Origin of the sequence: Roseateles noduli (genome assembly GCF_050626985.1) — a bacterium.
Taxonomy (GTDB): Bacteria; Pseudomonadota; Gammaproteobacteria; order Burkholderiales; family Burkholderiaceae_C; genus Roseateles; species Roseateles noduli_A.
In genome coordinates this window covers 6,232,334-6,247,783 of record NZ_CP192463.1, presented here as the reverse complement: position 1 = coordinate 6,247,783, position 15,450 = coordinate 6,232,334, and the positions used below count along the sequence as shown (strand labels likewise).

Here is a 15,450-nt window from a genome sequence, read left to right as displayed (position 1 = left end):
AGCATGCCTCTCGTGCGTACTCCTAAGGAAGATCCGAAACTTCCCTCTGACCTGTCACGACGCCCTTCATGATCGTGATCAGCAGATAGCGCTCGTACCTGGACTTGTAGCCCATGTGGACGTACTCGATCATTCGGCCACGCGGCACGACCAGGCTTCCCGAATACCAGGTCGCTGGAATCCGCGTCACGGTGAGCGGAAACAGCACATCGAGCGGGACCGATCGCGGTTTGTCGCTGCAAGGATCGGTGACCAAGGCAGTCAGGAACAGCTTGCCGTCGTCGATCGCCCACGTGCCGCGATAGCCGCGCCAGGCGCCGCTGCAGACGTCCTCAGAGACGTACGGGCGGAGGCGGTCCAGGTTCTTGTCCTCGCGGAGAATGACGTTGAGCGGCTCCGTGAGGAGCTGCTCCACCCTGCCATCGAGCACGATCTCCTCAGGGATCTGGGCGGTCGCGTGCGCCGGGTTCGCAAGGAGTGGGCCGGCAACCAACAGCAGAGAAGCAAGGATGCTGCGCATATCAGTCCGAAGGTATTCCGTCCCAACCTCGAAGATCCCACGCGGCCTGCACGCGCGCCCAGATGTCATCGGTCATCTGGAATTGCCAGACGCCTCCGAGGAGACTGGCGAACTTCGGGTTGAGGGCCGCTTCAGACTCGACGCGATCGATGAACTGGGAGCCGTGTCGTGACAGCAGGCCCTCCAGCGGACCCGCCGCAAACGTGGCCATGAACGGCGGGAGGCGTTCGTCATGTGTGGCGGCCAGAATTGCCGCCCATGCATGTTCGGGATGGCGGTCGACGATCCAGTCGAACTCAGCAAAGCCAATCAGGTCGTTGCCATTCTCCGACCGAGGCTCGGGCTGCCTGATCCAGGCCGCCCACAAGAACCACTCGTCGAGCAGTTCGGGCACCGGCATCGGCACGGGCGACTGATCGACGTCCTGGTCTGGTCGTTGCTCCCCGCTGAGCTCGTACAACACGTCGGGGCGCTCCACTGTCATGACGTCGCACCTCCGGAGGTCAGGCGGCCGGCGCCGCCTTCTCCTGATCGCGCCTGCCGGCGGTGAGCCACAGGATCACCGCGAACACCGCGCCGCCCACGCTGGCGAGGCCGAAGAACAGCATCATCGACTCGTAGCCGGCGGGGTTCTGCGCGCTGGCACCGGCGCGGTCGTTGAGCCAGCCGGCGACGAGGTTGGCCCCGGCGATGCCGGCGTTCTGCGCCACCCACATCAGGCCGATGGCCGTGCCGAAGCGCGCGGGCGAGACCAGCTTGCTGGCCAGCGGCCACATCACCGCGGGCACGAGCGAGAAGCTCACGCCGATCAGCGCGGTCGAGATCCACAGGCTGGCCGAGGTGAAGGCCATCGTGGCCATCGCGATGGGCAGCAGCACCGCGCCGAAGGCCAGGAACGGCGCGTAGCGGCCGAAGCGATCGCACAGCCAGCCGAAAGCCGGCGTCGCGAAGACGGCGGCGAGGAACACGTAGCTGTTCATCGCGCCCGCCGAGGCCAGGTCCAGGCCGTGCGCGTGCTGGAAGTACTTGATCGAGAAGGTGCTGCGGAACGCGAGGATCACGGAGTACCAGAGCACGCACAGCGTCAGCAGGTACCAATAGGCCTTGCCGAAGTGCAGCAGGTCGCGCCACACGAAGGGCTGGGCCTGCTTCTCGATCTCGCCCTTGGCGGAGGCCGCGATGCGGCGGTCCATCGCCCAGTAGCACAGCGCGGCGCCGAACGAGGCCGCGGCCATCGCGGCGGCGATCATCAGCGGCGGTTGCCAGCCTTGCGCGTAGGCGGCGGGGAACCAAGTCGGCGACATGTCGGAAGAGAACGACCCCAGGCGGCCGATCGAGAGCGCCAGTCCCATCGAGAACGCGACGTTGCCGCCGACGAAGTACTGCGCCAGCGCCGCGAGTGTCGCGATGCCGAAGGTCTCGGCGCCGATGCCGAACAGCAGCCGTCCCGCGGCCATGCCGGCGAAGCTGGGGCTGAGCGCGGTGAGCAGCGCGCCGAGGAAGCAGATCGCGGCCGTCCACAGCGTCATGCGCGCGGCGCCGAAGCGGTCGACGAGCACGCCGCCGACGAGGATCAGCACGACGTTGGGCAGGCTGTAGATCGCGTTGAGCAGACCGATCTGCTGGTCGCTGAAGCCGCGCTGGCTCTGCAGCGCATCGGCGACGGGACCGATGGAATCGTAGACGTAGTAGTTGCCGTACAGCGCCGCGGCGATCAGGGCGCACACCAGCCACGCGGTGGCGCGGCTCGGGGACTTGTCGTTCATGAGGAAAGCCTCGGGGATCTTGTGCGGTCGCGGGGAACCGAAGGGGCGGATTCTCGCCTCCCCCTGGTAACCGCCCGTAAAGCTGCCGTCACGACGCGACATTCCGCGACGCAGCCACCCATCAGTGGGGGCTGGGTTCGCCCGCATTTGGGATAAGGTCCGGGCCGTTCCCGCAGCCCTTGCGTTCAGGAGATCCTCATGGCATTCGCGCGTTCCTTCGCCTCCATCGGCCCTTCTCTGCCCCGCGTGGGCGGCGTGATCGCCGCTTGCGTCGCCGTGGCGATGCTCGCCGGTTGCGGCAAGCAGGGTGCGACGCTGGGCGACGGCAGCTCGGAGATCACCGGCTCCGCCGGCCCGGCCGGCGCCAACAAGGCCAACCGCGAGTTGATGAAGTGCGACGCGCCGGTCGCCACGCTCTCGCTGATGGAGAACCCCAACGGCTACACGATCAGCGCGCCCAACGGCCTGCCGAATTCGCCGCTGCCGCTGGTGCGCCTGCTCGCGCAGCAGAGCGGCTGCTTCCGCGTCGTCGATCGCAACTCGGGCCTCAAGGCCACGATCAAGGAGCAGGAGCTCAAGGACGCCGGCATCCTGCGCCAGCAGGGCAGCACCGTGCACAAGGGCAAGGGCTACGAAGCCCAGTACACGCTGATCCCGAGCCTGACCTTCAGCGAGCAGGACGCAGGCCGTCAGGTCGGCGGCATCCTCGGGATGATCCCGGTGCTCAACAAGTTCGTCGGCGCGGCCGAGCACATCAAGCTCAAGGAAGCGCAGGTCGCGCTGTTGCTGACCGACAACGAAACGACCGAGCAGGTCGCCGCCGCCACGGGCTCGGTGCGCGTCACCGACCTGGGCATGGGCGGGCTCGTGCTGGGCAAGCTCGGCGGCGCCGCGGGCGCAGGCTGGGCCAACAGCAATGAAGGCAAGGTCATCGCCGCCGCGTTCCTCGACGCGCACAACCAGCTCGTCGTCCAGGCCCGCATGCTGCAGGCCAAGGACCTGCCGGATCCGGTGCCGATGAAGAAGGCCGGAGACACCGCCAAGAAGGCCCCGGCCGGCGCATGACCTGACCCGCCGCGCGGCCTGCGGCGGCGCGACCTCGATGGCGACGACCCAGGCGCCATCGAGCGTTCAGCAGCCCCCTCCTCGGGAGAGGTAGTGTGTCCATCGACGCTTACCGCTGATTGCAGCTCTTGCGTCTCCCCGTTGGAACCGCTTTCAAGGCACGGGAAGAATCTCCGTCGACTCACAACGAGAGACGAGCATGACCCTTGCTTCCAGCCCGAACTTCGGAAGGCTCCAGGCCGCGCCGACCGCGATCGCGCTGGCCGTCAGCCTGCTGCTGAGCGCCTGCGGCGGCGCCGACTCACCCGACTCGACCGCCGGCCCCGCCGGCACGGCGGCCTCCGATCGTGCGAGCGCCCAGGCGCAGTCGACGACGTCGCAGACCGCGTTTCCCGTGGGGCAGTACAGCCTGCGCGGCGTTCAATCGGAGATGTGCATCGACATCGAAGGCGCGAGCACGGCCGACGGCGCCAAGACACTGCAGATGCCGTGCAACGGTGCGGCCAGCCAGCGCTTCGACATCAGCGCCGCCGCCGACGGCAGCTACGCCTTCCGGAATGTCCGCAGCGGCAAGAACCTGGACGTCAGCGACATCTCGACCGCCAACGGCGCACTCATCCAGCAATGGGGCTACGGCGGCGGCGCGAACCAGCGCTTCGCCGTCACGGCCAAGGGCGATGCGTTCCACATCATCGCGAAGCACACCGGCAAATGCGTGGATGTGAAGGACTTCAGCCTCGTCGCCGGTGGCCGCATCCAGCAATGGGACTGCGGCAACAACGACAACCAGCGGTGGACGTTCGTGGCGGCCGGCACTCCGGCTCCAGCTCCCGCACCAGCTCCCGCGCCTGCGCCTTCCCCTGCCCCCGCGCCATCGCCCGCTCCGGCGCCCTCGCCTGCACCAGGCCCGTCCCCCGCACCGGCCCCGTCGCCCGCGCCATCTCCGGCGCCGGCGCCTTCACCGGCTCCTGCTCCAGCCCCTGCGCCGGGACCGGCTCCCGCGCCAGCCCCCGGTCGCGGCGCCAACGTGCCATGGGTCGAGTACCAGGCCGAAGACGGCCAGACCAATGCCCAGATCCTCGGCCCGAGCCGCCAGAAGTGGGACGCGAACCACATCGAGGCTGAAGCCATCGGCCGCAAGGCGGTGCGTCTGAACCGGACCGGCGACTACGTGTCCTTCAAGACCACCGCGGCCGGGAACGGCGTGGTGGTGCGCTACTCGATTCCCGACGCGCCGAACGGCGGCGGCATCGACGCCACGCTGGGCCTCTACGTGAACGGCGTGCGCGTGAAGTCGCTGCCGCTGACCTCGCGCTACAGCTGGTCCTACCAGGGCGGCCTGATCGGCGACCCGATCGTCGACAAGCCGGCCGGCCAGCCGCACACCTTCTTCGACGAAGTGCGCACGCTGCTGCCCGACAACATCCCCGCCGGTGCGACCGTCATGCTGCGCCGCGACGCGCAGGACACGGCGGGCTTCTACGTGATCGACCTGGTCGACATCGAGCCGGTGCCGCAGGCGCTGACGATGCCGGCGGGCTTCACTTCGGTGACGGCCTTCGGCATCCAGCCGGGTGACGGCAAGGACCATGCGAACGACGTGCTGCGCGCCCTGCGCTCGACCAGCAAGCTGTGGTTCCCGCCGGGCGACTACCTGCTGCAGAAGATCGACGGCGGCAACGTCGGCCTGGACAACCCCGGCATCGAGGTGCGCGGGGCCGGCATGTGGCACACCAACCTGCGCGGTCCGAAGTCGATGTTCTTCTGCTACGGCGCGAGCGCCCGCTGCGTGTTCGGCGACTTCTCCATCCTCGGCGAATCCAAGGCCCGCGCCGAGGAAACCGAAGGCGTGCAGAAGGCCTTCGCCGGCCCGATGGGCGCCAACAGCCTGATCGAGAACGTCTGGATCGAGCACGTGGTGGGCGCGATCTGGGTCGGCAACGATCCCCCGTACCAGACCCAGCCAACGCAGAAGCTGACCATCCGCAACTGCCGCATCCGCAACACCTACGCGGACGGGATCAACTTCGACAACGGCACGTCCAACTCGCTGGTGGAAAACTGCCACCTGCGCAACACCGGCGACGACGCGCTGGTGGTGTGGTCCATCAAGTGGACCGACTGGGTGAAGGACAAGACCTGGCAGCTGGGCGACGGCTTCATCTCGCCCGCGGGGAAGAACGCGCCGGACCAGGGCCAGGGCGTCAACAACGTGTTCCGCAACAACACGGTGCAGATGCCGTGGCGCGCCAACTGCTTCGCCGCCTATGGCGGCGCGGGCAACGTGTTCAAGGACAGCGTCTGCGAGGACGTGCTGACCTACCCGGGCATCCTGATCGACAACGAGTTCAGCCCCTACCCGTTCGGACCGGGGACGACGACCTTCAGCAACATCGCGCTGATCCGCGCGGGCGGGCCGATGTTCAACGAGAACACGGGCAACCCGTGGTTGCATGGCGCGCTGAAGTTCTACCTGCGCGAGGGCGACGTGAACGACATCCTGGTGGAGAACGTCGACATCATCGACCCGACCTACTCGGGCATCGAGTTCCGCGGCTTCGGCACGGCCTTCGTGCCGCCGGGCGAGAAGTTCCACCCCGACCTGCTGCGCGACGCCGACAACGCGAAGTTCCGCAACGTGAGGTTGAAGAACATCCGGATCACCAACCCCGGCCGGTACGGCATCGAGGTGATCGACAACGGCGGTCGCGGCGCGGTCAACTTCGACGGCGTGGTGGTGACCAATCCGGCGCTCGGCGGGCTGAAGCAGGACAACGCGCCGGGGAGCTTCTTCATTCGAGGAAGCGGCAACGCGGGCTGGTGACTCCCTGTCTCACATCTCTCTCCGCGCACGGGGAGAGCAAGAGCGCTGGCGTACTTCCACCGCCGCTGGCCCTCACCCCTGCCCTCTCCCGCAAGCGGGAGAGGGAGTAAGACGGGCTAGGCTTCGAGTCGCAGTTGTCCGAACGCAGCAGGCACATGGAAGTTGGCCTTCTCGCTGCCCGTCGGATTCCAGGCGCTGAACTGCCGCGACGCCTTGTTCCCTTCGATGCGGAACAGGTTGATCCGCCAGCCGTCGAGCGACTGCGCGTTGCGCGGCATCGGCACGACCAGCTCCGCCGTCCACATCCGGTGAACCTCGTCCACTGAAGTGCGTGCCCGGCTCTCGCCGATGAAGCGCTTGCGGCCCTGCCCGCGCACTTCGAGGTCCATCACCAGGCCGTTCGGCGAGACCTCGACCTCGCGGTAGCGGTCCGTGCCTGCGTCCTGCGGGGCCTGCAGGAAGACCTCGACGACGTCGCGCTCCCACAGCGGCCAGATGTCCGTCGCGGAGACCTCGCGCTCATAGGTCGTCAGCGCGTTGTAGCGGCTGCTGAAGCGCAGGTGCAGCGCGCCGTCCGCGTGCAGCAGCTGCACGCGCGTCGACTGCGTGCCGGTCAACGGCCGGCCGCGCCAGTCGTGCGCGAAGAACAGCGCCGGCGCCTCCTCCCATGCCGAGGCCAACGCGAAGCCATCGCGGCCGATCAGCCGTGACGGCAGTCGCGCTGCGCGTGCGAGCGGGCGCTCGATCGCGGAACTCAGCACCGCCTCGATCAGCAGGTTCTCCTTGAAGCTCACCTTCAGCGTCGGCCTCGCCGCGTCGACCGAACCGAGCTCTGTGCCGTTCACGTAGTCGCGGATATTCCAGACGCCCGGACCGAGGCCGCGCAGCGTCACCGAGCCGTCGAAGCTGGGCGCGTAGAACGCGTAGTGCATCACCCCGTTCTTCTCGACGACGTGCGTCTCGGGCTTGTCGAATGCGATGTCGTAGAGCTCGCCGCGATAGACGCCGTCGGACAGGCCCTTCGCGTTGTGCGCGGTGATCCACTTGCGCCAATGCGTCTCGCGCTCCGGCGTCAGCAGGAAGGAGTCCTTCGGCTTCGGATCCTCGGGCCAGGTGAACTTCGTCGACACCACGCCGCCGACGCCCACCGCGGACGCGAAGTCCTTGCCGCCGGTCGACAGCTCGACGTGATCGCCGGCATACGCCGACCAGCGTCCCATCTGCGCCTTCAGCGCCTTGCCCTTGTGACGCACCTGCCAGCTCGACAGCGGGTCCGACGCCGGCGCCTGGTCGATCCACGGCATGTTGTGGAACGCGTAGCTCGTGCCGCAGGGGCAGACCTCGACCACGGCCTCCGGATTCACCGAATGGCAGGACTCGAACATCACGCGGTAGAAGTCCGCCATGTGCTCGTACGAATCCTCCGGCTTCTTGTGCTGATGCTTCGGGTTGAAGCACGACGCGACGCCGTTCAGGTGCTGGCCGTCGACCTTCACGCCGTCGAAGCCCCAGTCCTTGATGATCTTGCGGAACATCGCCGCCGTGCGCTCCTGCGTTCCCTTCGCGCCCGGACACAGGTAGAGGCAGTTCCACCACGTGATCATCTGCGGCGCGCCGTTCTGGTCCAGCAGCAGCAGATCCGCGTGTTCATGCAGCTCGTCGCTGCCCGGCGCCACCGCCAGCGGCGCGATCCACAGCCGCGCCTTCATGCCGCGCGCATGGATGTCGGCGACCAGCGCCTTCATGTCCTCCTCGCCGCGCGGGAACTTCTTGAGGTCGATGTCAAACCAGTCGCCCGTCTGGCGCTGCCAGCCGTCGTCGAGCACGGCCCACTTCAGGCCGAGTTCCTGCGCCTTCGGCAGCGTGGCGCGCACGCGCTCCAGGGAGAAATCGCGCTCGTAGCCCCACGCGCACCAGACCGCGTCGTGCGCGCTGCGTGGCGGCTCCGGCGCGGCCAGGCCTTGTGCGTTCATGAGTCGCCGATAGCGGTCCAGCGGCACGAAGCAGTCGCCCTCGTGCACCGCGACGAAGGCCAGCGGCAGCGCCAGCGTCTCGCCCGGCGCGAGCGTGCGCGGCTCGTCGCCGCGAAGCGCGATGTCGACCTGTTCGCCGACGGCCTTCACCGGCAGCGAGACCAGGCGCGGCAGTTTGTCCAGGTGGCCGACCGCGACCCCCAGGTCGCGCCGCCACACGTCCACCAGCGGCGTGCCGCCGCCGTAGTCGGACGAATCCATGCCGAGGAAGTTGCGCTGCTCGAAGCCGCGTTTGACCGGCTGCATCCAGTCGCGCCGGTCCGTGTGCGTCGAGCCCGAATAGGTCCACCACCCGCCCGCATGCCGCGGTGCGGCCAGCAGCCGATGCGACGCGACGGTCCAGCCCTGGACCCTCAGCGGCTTGTCGGAGCGGTTGATGAAGGCAACCTCGATCAGCGCGACGCCGGGGTGCTCGTCGAGCAGCGTCACCGTCATCGTCTTCTCGACGGCGGCGCCATCAGCCCTGCCCGTCAGCGTCAGCCGCTGGCCCGCGCCGAACGGCGTGGCGCCGCTGCTCGGGACGGCGCTCGTCAGCGCGAAGCGTTCGAGCGTCCGGGTCGTCATCGGCGGCGGCGCGCCGGCCGCTTCCGCGCCGAGCGCCGTGGCTGCAGCGCCAGCCGCGACCGGCTTCAGTTCCGCGATGATGAGTTGCTCACCCGCGTCGAAGCCGGTCAGCGCCAGCGGACGCGCGCCACCAAGGCGAACGATGCGGCTGCGCATGCGCTCATCGAATTGCAGCGAGAGCCGCTCGTCCTGCAGCCGCACGTGGCCGCGACCGAGGTCGGCCGCGCGCGACGCCGCGGCCGCCCCCGGCGACGCGGCCGTCGCGGCCAGCGCCAGCTTCGGCGTGATCGTCGCGACCGGGGCCGCTCCCAGCCACTGGAGGAATGCGCGGCGCCCGGTCATCGGGCCGCCTTCCAGGCGGTGGGGAAGCTCCGCTCGGCGTTGAGGTGGTACAGCTTGTCGACGACCGCCTTCGGCAGTCCCAGGCCCTTCACCGGCTTCTCGAGATCGGACACCTTGAACGACTCCTCCGTGTTGAAGTAGCGCCAGTGCATGCGCCACACCGGCTCGACTTCCTTCAGCAGCTCGGCCCCCGATTGTTGCGGCGGTTGCGAGACGTCGGTCCCGTACATCAGGCGGTCCTGGTACTTGATCATGAAGGCGCGCACCTTCGCGCGGTCGCGCTGGCTCTGGTACTGCAGCTGCCCGATGCGCGCGGCCAGATCGACCTTGGCCAGCGGGAAGCGGTCCAGGAACGCGGCCAGCTCGTCGACGTTGCGTTCCAGCGAGGCCATGTGCATGCCGACGAACTTCAGCCTCGGATGGGCCGCGACCATGCGGTCGCGCGCGGCCATCTGGTCTTCCCAGCTCGGCATCTCCGGATGCAGCGCCATGTGGTACTGCGGGTGGTGCGCGAAGTACTCGCGGTCGTTGATGACCGTCATCTTGTCCAGCGGCAGCCAGCAGTTGTGCGGCTCGCCCTGGTGACCCAGCATCGTGATGCCCTGGTCCTCGAACCACGTGAACAGCGGCTTGAAGCGCGCGTCGTCGATCATCACCAACTTGCCCTGCTTGTCGCGCAGGCTCATGCCGATGTTCTTCCAGACCTTCACGCCGACGGCGCCGGCGCGCAGGCCGGCATCGACGCGCTGTTTCGTCGCGTCGAGCCAGCCTGGTTGATCCGAGGTCTCCGACGAGAAACTCACCGCCCACGCCACGTCCGCCGGACGTGCCTTGCGCAGCTCGATCGCCGCCTGCTGCTGCTCGTCCAGCGACGGGAAGTCCGGATAGTCGACGTTGATCGTCAGCACCTTGAAGCCGAGCTTTCGCGCGGCGTCGATGAACGCCGGATCGGCGTTGTGCAGGTGCACGTGCGAATCGATCTTCGGAACCTTCGCGAAGTCCGCCATCGTGTAGCGGGCTCCGTCAGCTTCCTTGGACTTCGGTGCCGCCAGGACGCCAGAGGAGGCGACCATCGCGACGGCCGTCAGCGCGGCGCTCAGCAGGACCGGCAGCGCGGCGCGGACGGGAGTTCTCGTCATGTGGGTCATGGGATCAACAACAGTGGAAACAGTGGGAACTGATGAGAGCGACGGTCAGTTGCAGCTGTAGCGGTAGGCGTCGTTCAGATCCAGCGGCAGCACCAGCGTGCGGATTTTCGCGGCGGTCATCTTCGCGCAGAGCTTGTCGCGCGCGCCGTTGGTGTTCTTCTTGTACTTGGACGCGTACTCGGCGTTGAACACGGGCTTGTTCTTGCTCGTGAAGACCGAGTAGCCGCCGCACTCGTCGTACTGGTTGCACTGCTCGTTGACGGCCATGTCGAAGTAGGGCTCCAGCTGGGCCAACTGGTCGACGTCGTTCTTCAGCGCGATCGCCAGGCCGCGGCCGTGGGCGGCGTTGGCGAGGTACTTGTTGTAGTCGAGCTGCGTGGCCGACGTCAGCGGGAAACCGGTCGAGTTGGTGTAGCCGTCGACGTTGTCCGGCTCGACGCCGTCGCAGCCCTTCGAGACGGCCAGGTCCAGCCGGCTCAGCATCACCGCGCGCACGTTGGCGGAGCGCGTGTCCAGCCACTTCTCGCCGGCCCAGCCGTCCAGCGCGTTGCCCATGTCGGCGGCGTTGAAGCTGCCGAAGTCGGCGCGCCAGTTCTCCGAGCTGCCGGCGGAGAAGTAGCAGACGACCTTGCGGCCCTGCGCCTTCAACCCGGCGATCGTCTGCGCGGAGGTGTCGAAGAGGTCGATGTCGTACACGGCCACGTTGTAGCCGGTGTTGAGCGTGCCCGTCAGTTGCCACTGCCAGGTCGTGTTGACGCCGGGCTTCCACCACGACTGCGCTTGCGCGCCGGTCGCGGCGGTGAGGCCGAGCGTGAGCGCGGCGGCGGTGGCGAGGCTGGTGGCCATCGAACGGATCAGCGATCGTTTCATGAGTTCTCCTGGGATGCGGCCGGCAACGCGGCCTGCTTGTTGTGGAACGCCCAACGTCCTCTCAAGAACATCCCGACTCGAATGCGGCGACCGGATGACGCCGACTGGATGGCCCAATCCGACGTCTCCCGTCTGTCCTGCTTGCTTGTCTAGCTCGTGTTCTTTTTTTGATCAGCGCAGCATCAGAACTTGATGCTCGCCCCGATCGTGAACGCCCTGCCCCAGCGGTTGTAGCCCTGCGGCAAGGTGATGTCGCCGTTGCCCAGCGTGTACTCCTGCTTGGCGTCGGTCAGGTTGCGGCCCTCGATGGAGATCCGCAGCCACTTGTTGACTTCGTACGCGGCCTGCGCGGTCAGCCAGGTGATGGCCTTGGCGCGCTCGTTGAAGCCCGGGCCGATCACGTTGATCGCCGACACGAACTCGTCCGTGTGGTCGGCCGTGGCGCTGATGCTCCACGGACCCTTCTCGTACAGCAGGCCCAGCGACGAGGTCGCCGGTGCGATGCCTTCCAGCGGCCGCTTCTCGCCGCCCACCCAGCTGTCGGAGCGGTTGCGCGTGTACTGCGCCCGCACGCCGAAGCCGTTGTCCCACAGGTGCTGGAAGCCGATCTCCATGCCGCGGACCTTGGCCTTGTCGCCGTTGATCGGCTTCATCACGTTGAACAGGTGACCCGGCACGCCGATGTCGACGCCGGTCTCCCAGCTGGTGGTGATCTGGTTCTTGATGTCCTTCTGGAACACCGCGAAGGTCAGCGCCGAGTTGCGCGCGTAGTACCACTCCAGCGACGCGTCGTACTGCTTGGCGCTGTAGGGCTTCAGGTCGGCGTTGCCGCCGAAGACCTGCGTGAAGTCGCCCCAGGCGACGCTGGCCGTCGTGCTGGTCGGCGCGAGCTGCTCGACCGACGGACGCGCCATCGTCTTCGCGGCGCCCAGGCGCAGCTGCAGCTTGTCGGTGAAGTGCCAGACGAAGTTGGCCGACGGCAGGCCGTAGGTGTACTCGGCGTTCTGGCTGATCTCGGTCGGGTCCGCGTAGACGGCGGAGTAGTTGAACGGGCCGTTCTCGGTCAGGCTCTCGATCTTGGCGTCCCAGGCCTTGGCCGTGGTCTTGGTCTTGACCAGGCGCACGCCGATGTCCGCGTTCCACTTCTCGCCGGAGAGGTCCGCCTCGATGAAGAACGAGGTCGTCTTCTCGCGCACGCGGTAGCTCTGCAGCGGGTTCCAGACCGGGCCGGCCTGGCTGAAGTCGTAGGTGCCGCCGTCGGGCCGCGGCTTGCCGTTGTAGGCCTGCAGCGCCGCCAGGTAGTTGGGCACGTCGAAGCCCAGGAAGCTGCGCGGGAAGCTGCCGCTGACGCCGTTCATGAAGTTGGGCGGGGTCAGGTGCTCGTTGAGCACGTTGCCGCCGAGCTGGCCGACGTTGATCGCGTTGGTGCCGGAGTAGTAGTTCTCGCCGCCGTTGATCGCGTTGTCGACCAGGTCGCGGTTCTTGTCGCGCCGCGTGGCCTGCACGCCGAACTGGATCTGGTCGACGTTGAAGCGGTCCACCGACCAGGCGCCGTTCAGCGTCAGGCCGCGGATCTTGTCGTCGATGTTGTCGCCGCTCAGGCCCAGGTAGTGGGTGTTGAAGTCGCTCGGGCCGAAGGCGCCGCTGGCCAGGCCGGAGATCAGATCGCGACCGTCGGAGAAGGTGGTCTTGATGTCGGGCACCTGCGAGCCGGTCAGGTTCACCGTCGTCACGTTGGGCTGGTTCATGCGCAGCACCGTGTAGGTGTCCTGCCCGCCCGAGTGCCGCTTGGAGGTCGACTGGTAGACGTCGCCGTTGAACTTCAGCGTCTCGGTGGCCTTCCACTCGGCGTTGATGCCGTAGACGGCGCTGTCGACGACGCGGTGCGTGGTCAGGTTCAGCAGCTCCGGATTCAGCATCAGGTCCGGGTCGGTGCTGTCCATCGTGAAGCCGGTGACGACGCCGTTCTGGGTCTTGATGTTGGACCAGCGGCCCGGCGAGAACAGTGTGTAGAACGACTGCTGGTAACCGACCTGCGGCGAGTTCAGCCGCGTCTTGATCCCGTCGACGGTGACCTTGAGCGCGTCGCTCGGCCGCCATTCGACCTTGCCCGACAAGGCGGTGCGCTTCTTCTGTTCCTGGATGGTGCCGACGCGGAACTGGCCCGGGCCGATCAGGCCCTCTTCATCGGGGTCCAGCACGCCGTTGCCGTTCGGATCGATGCTGCCGCCCCAGGCGTTGCCGGTCCAGTTGGCGGCCGGGTCGGAGATCGGATTGCGCGTCCAGCCGCCGTCGTTGCCGGCCGTGTCGGTGCGGACCTTGCGGTCGGCGTAGACCACGCCGAACAGCACGCCCAGCTCCTTGCCGAAGGTGTTGCTGTAGGTGGCCGAGACCTTGCCGCCGTTGAGCTTGGACATCGTGTTGCGGTCGCCTTCGACGCGCAGGATGCCGTGCTGGCCGGGCTGGTCGAAGGGGCTGGCGGAGCGCAGGTTCACCAGGCCGCCGATGGCGCCTTCCATCACCGAGGCCTGCGCGGACTTGACGACGTCGGCGCCGCTGATGATGTCCGAGGGCAGCACGTCGAACGCGAAGTCGCGGCCTTCGCCGTCGGTGGCGAGGATGCGGTTGTTGAAGGTCGTCAGCGTGTACTCGGGACCCAGGCCGCGGACGCTGACCTTCTGGCCTTCGCCGCCGGCGGTGCGCGAGATCGACACGCCGGTGATGTGGCTCAGCGAGTCGGCGACGTTGTCGTCGGGGAAGCGGCCCAGCTCGGTCGCGCTGATGCTGTCCTGCACGCCCGACGCGCTGCGCTTGAGGTTCAACGAACGCTGCAGGCTGGCGCGGGTGCCGGTGATCTCGACGCGCTCGAGCGTCTGGTCGGCGTCCTTGGCCTTGGCGTCGGCCTTCGATTCAACGGGCTGGGTGTTGGCGGGCGCCGAGGCGGCGGCGGCCGGGGGCTGGACCTGCGCCTGGGCCGCGCCCACGGCGGTCAGCGCGGCGATCGCGGCGGCGGCGGCGACGGGCCGCGGCGCAAAACCGGCAATCAGGAGGGAGGACAGGGGAGCTCGCATCTCATGGTTCCTTTTGTTGGCTTGTCCGCTGCCAGTCCTGGACCTCGACCGGCTTGCCGCAAGTCTACGTAGTCTTTCGATTAATTTCGCATATCGTTTTTACCGACGTTTATTCTTTCGAATTGATGACGCACGAAAGAATTCGAGCAGAACAATCACCGTCGTGCACCTCGACAGCGCCCGATTCCTCCGGGTTTTCCCGCGAAATGCGCCGGTTCTGGGCCTGTCACGGTTTCTTCCGTTGTGTTTCCGGTTTCCTTGCCCTATTCTTTCGTTCGAAAGCTCTCGACGATCCACCGAGCCCGTCGAGACCCTCCAAGAAAGAAAGCGATCCCATGCAACGACATTGGCTGACCTACGCGCTTGTCACGACCCTGTTCTGGGGCGCGTGGGGGGCGCTGACGGGCTTGTCTTCCGAACGCGGCTTCCCGGACACGCTGGTCTACGTCGTGTGGGCGCTGACGATGATCCCGCCGGCCGTGTTCGTGCTGGCCCGCGCCGGCTGGAAGCTGCAGCGCGACCGCCGCGCCGTGATCCAGGGGCTGACCGTCGGCCTGCTGGGCGCGGGCGGACAGATGCTGCTGTTCCGCGCGGTCGAGTCCGGCCCGGCCTACCTGATCTTCCCGATCGTGTCGCTGTCGCCGGGGGTGACGATCGCGCTGTCCTTCGGACTGCTGCGCGAGCGTACCGGCAAGCTCGGCGTCGCCGGCATCGTGCTGGCGCTGTGCGCACTGCCGCTGTTCGACTACCAGCCCGGCCAGCAGAGCCAGGCGCTGGGACTGTGGTTCGCGCTCGCCGTCGTCGTGATGGCGGCGTGGGGCCTGCAGGCCTACTTCCTGAAGACCGCCAACAACGCCGCCAGCGCGGAGAGCGTCTTCTTCTACATGACCGTCAGCGCGCTGCTGTGCATCCCGGCCGCGCTGTGGATGACGGACTTCTCCAAGCCGATCCCGTGGGGCTGGGACGGCCCCGGCCTGGCCGCCGTGATCCAGGTGCTCAACGCGATCGGCGCACTCACGCTGGTCTACGCCTTCCGCTACGGCAAGGCGCTGGTCGTCTCGCCGCTGGTCAATGCCGGCGCCCCGCTGCTGACGGCGCTCGCCTCGATGGCGATGAGCGGCGCCACGCCCGGCGGCTTCAAGTTGGCCGGCGTCGCGCTGGCGCTGCTCGCCGCGCTGCTGCTGGCCCTGCAACCCGAAGGCGACAGCAAGGACAGCAAGGCCTGACCCCGGCGTCCCGCCGTCCGC

The 15,450-nt window shown here is 67.6% G+C and carries 10 protein-coding genes; 3 read left to right on the top strand and 7 right to left on the bottom strand.

Annotated features, from left to right (window positions below; translation table 11 throughout):
- Positions 1 to 22 precede the first annotated feature (22 nt).
- The 3 genes from ACQ4L4_RS27250 to ACQ4L4_RS27240 are packed head-to-tail and all read right to left on the bottom strand — an operon-like array spanning position 23 to position 2,286.
- Positions 23 to 520, bottom strand: coding sequence for a hypothetical protein (locus ACQ4L4_RS27250; protein WP_431101912.1), 498 nt, complete (start codon positions 518 to 520; stop codon positions 23 to 25).
- 1 nt (position 521) lies between these two features.
- A complete protein-coding gene (locus ACQ4L4_RS27245; RefSeq protein WP_431101911.1) occupies positions 522 to 1,004 on the bottom strand; it encodes a DUF6869 domain-containing protein in 483 nt (160 codons plus the stop codon).
- Positions 1,005 to 1,023: 19 nt separating this feature from the next.
- Complete coding sequence (locus ACQ4L4_RS27240; protein WP_431101910.1) at positions 1,024 to 2,286, bottom strand: MFS transporter; 1,263 nt, start codon at positions 2,284 to 2,286, stop codon at positions 1,024 to 1,026.
- Between the two features lie 282 nt (positions 2,287 to 2,568).
- Between ACQ4L4_RS27240 and ACQ4L4_RS27235 the strand changes: the two genes are divergently transcribed.
- The gene (locus ACQ4L4_RS27235; RefSeq protein ID WP_431105025.1) at positions 2,569 to 3,351 is read left to right on the top strand and encodes a CsgG/HfaB family protein; all 783 of its coding nucleotides are present in this window, start codon (positions 2,569 to 2,571) and stop codon (positions 3,349 to 3,351) included.
- A 199-nt stretch (positions 3,352 to 3,550) separates the two neighbouring features.
- Positions 3,551 to 6,175: an RICIN domain-containing protein gene (locus tag ACQ4L4_RS27230; RefSeq protein ID WP_431101909.1), complete on the top strand. Its 2,625-nt coding sequence runs from the start codon at positions 3,551 to 3,553 to the stop codon at positions 6,173 to 6,175.
- A 116-nt stretch (positions 6,176 to 6,291) separates the two neighbouring features.
- Here the strand turns inward: ACQ4L4_RS27230 and ACQ4L4_RS27225 are convergent, their stop codons facing one another.
- The 4 genes from ACQ4L4_RS27225 to ACQ4L4_RS27210 all read right to left on the bottom strand — a co-directional run bounded on the left by ACQ4L4_RS27225 (position 6,292) and on the right by ACQ4L4_RS27210 (position 14,203).
- On the bottom strand, positions 6,292 to 9,114 hold the full coding sequence (locus tag ACQ4L4_RS27225; protein WP_431101908.1) for an alpha-galactosidase: 2,823 nt from the start codon (positions 9,112 to 9,114) through the stop codon (positions 6,292 to 6,294).
- Positions 9,111 to 10,253, bottom strand: coding sequence for an amidohydrolase family protein (locus tag ACQ4L4_RS27220; RefSeq protein ID WP_431101907.1), 1,143 nt, complete (start codon positions 10,251 to 10,253; stop codon positions 9,111 to 9,113). The genes ACQ4L4_RS27225 and ACQ4L4_RS27220 overlap by 4 nt, the downstream gene beginning before the upstream one ends.
- A gap of 54 nt (positions 10,254 to 10,307) precedes the next feature.
- Positions 10,308 to 11,132 (bottom strand): endo alpha-1,4 polygalactosaminidase, encoded by an 825-nt coding sequence (locus ACQ4L4_RS27215; RefSeq protein ID WP_431101906.1) that lies wholly within the window; start codon positions 11,130 to 11,132, stop codon positions 10,308 to 10,310.
- Between the two features lie 182 nt (positions 11,133 to 11,314).
- Positions 11,315 to 14,203 carry a TonB-dependent receptor gene (locus tag ACQ4L4_RS27210; RefSeq protein ID WP_431101905.1) on the bottom strand — a complete coding sequence of 963 codons (2,889 nt, stop codon included), beginning with the start codon at positions 14,201 to 14,203 and terminating at the stop codon, positions 11,315 to 11,317.
- Positions 14,204 to 14,538: 335 nt separating this feature from the next.
- Between ACQ4L4_RS27210 and ACQ4L4_RS27205 the strand changes: the two genes are divergently transcribed.
- Entirely contained in the window at positions 14,539 to 15,429 is an 891-nt protein-coding gene (locus ACQ4L4_RS27205; protein WP_377157320.1) for an EamA family transporter, read from the top strand.
- Positions 15,430 to 15,450 lie beyond the last annotated feature (21 nt).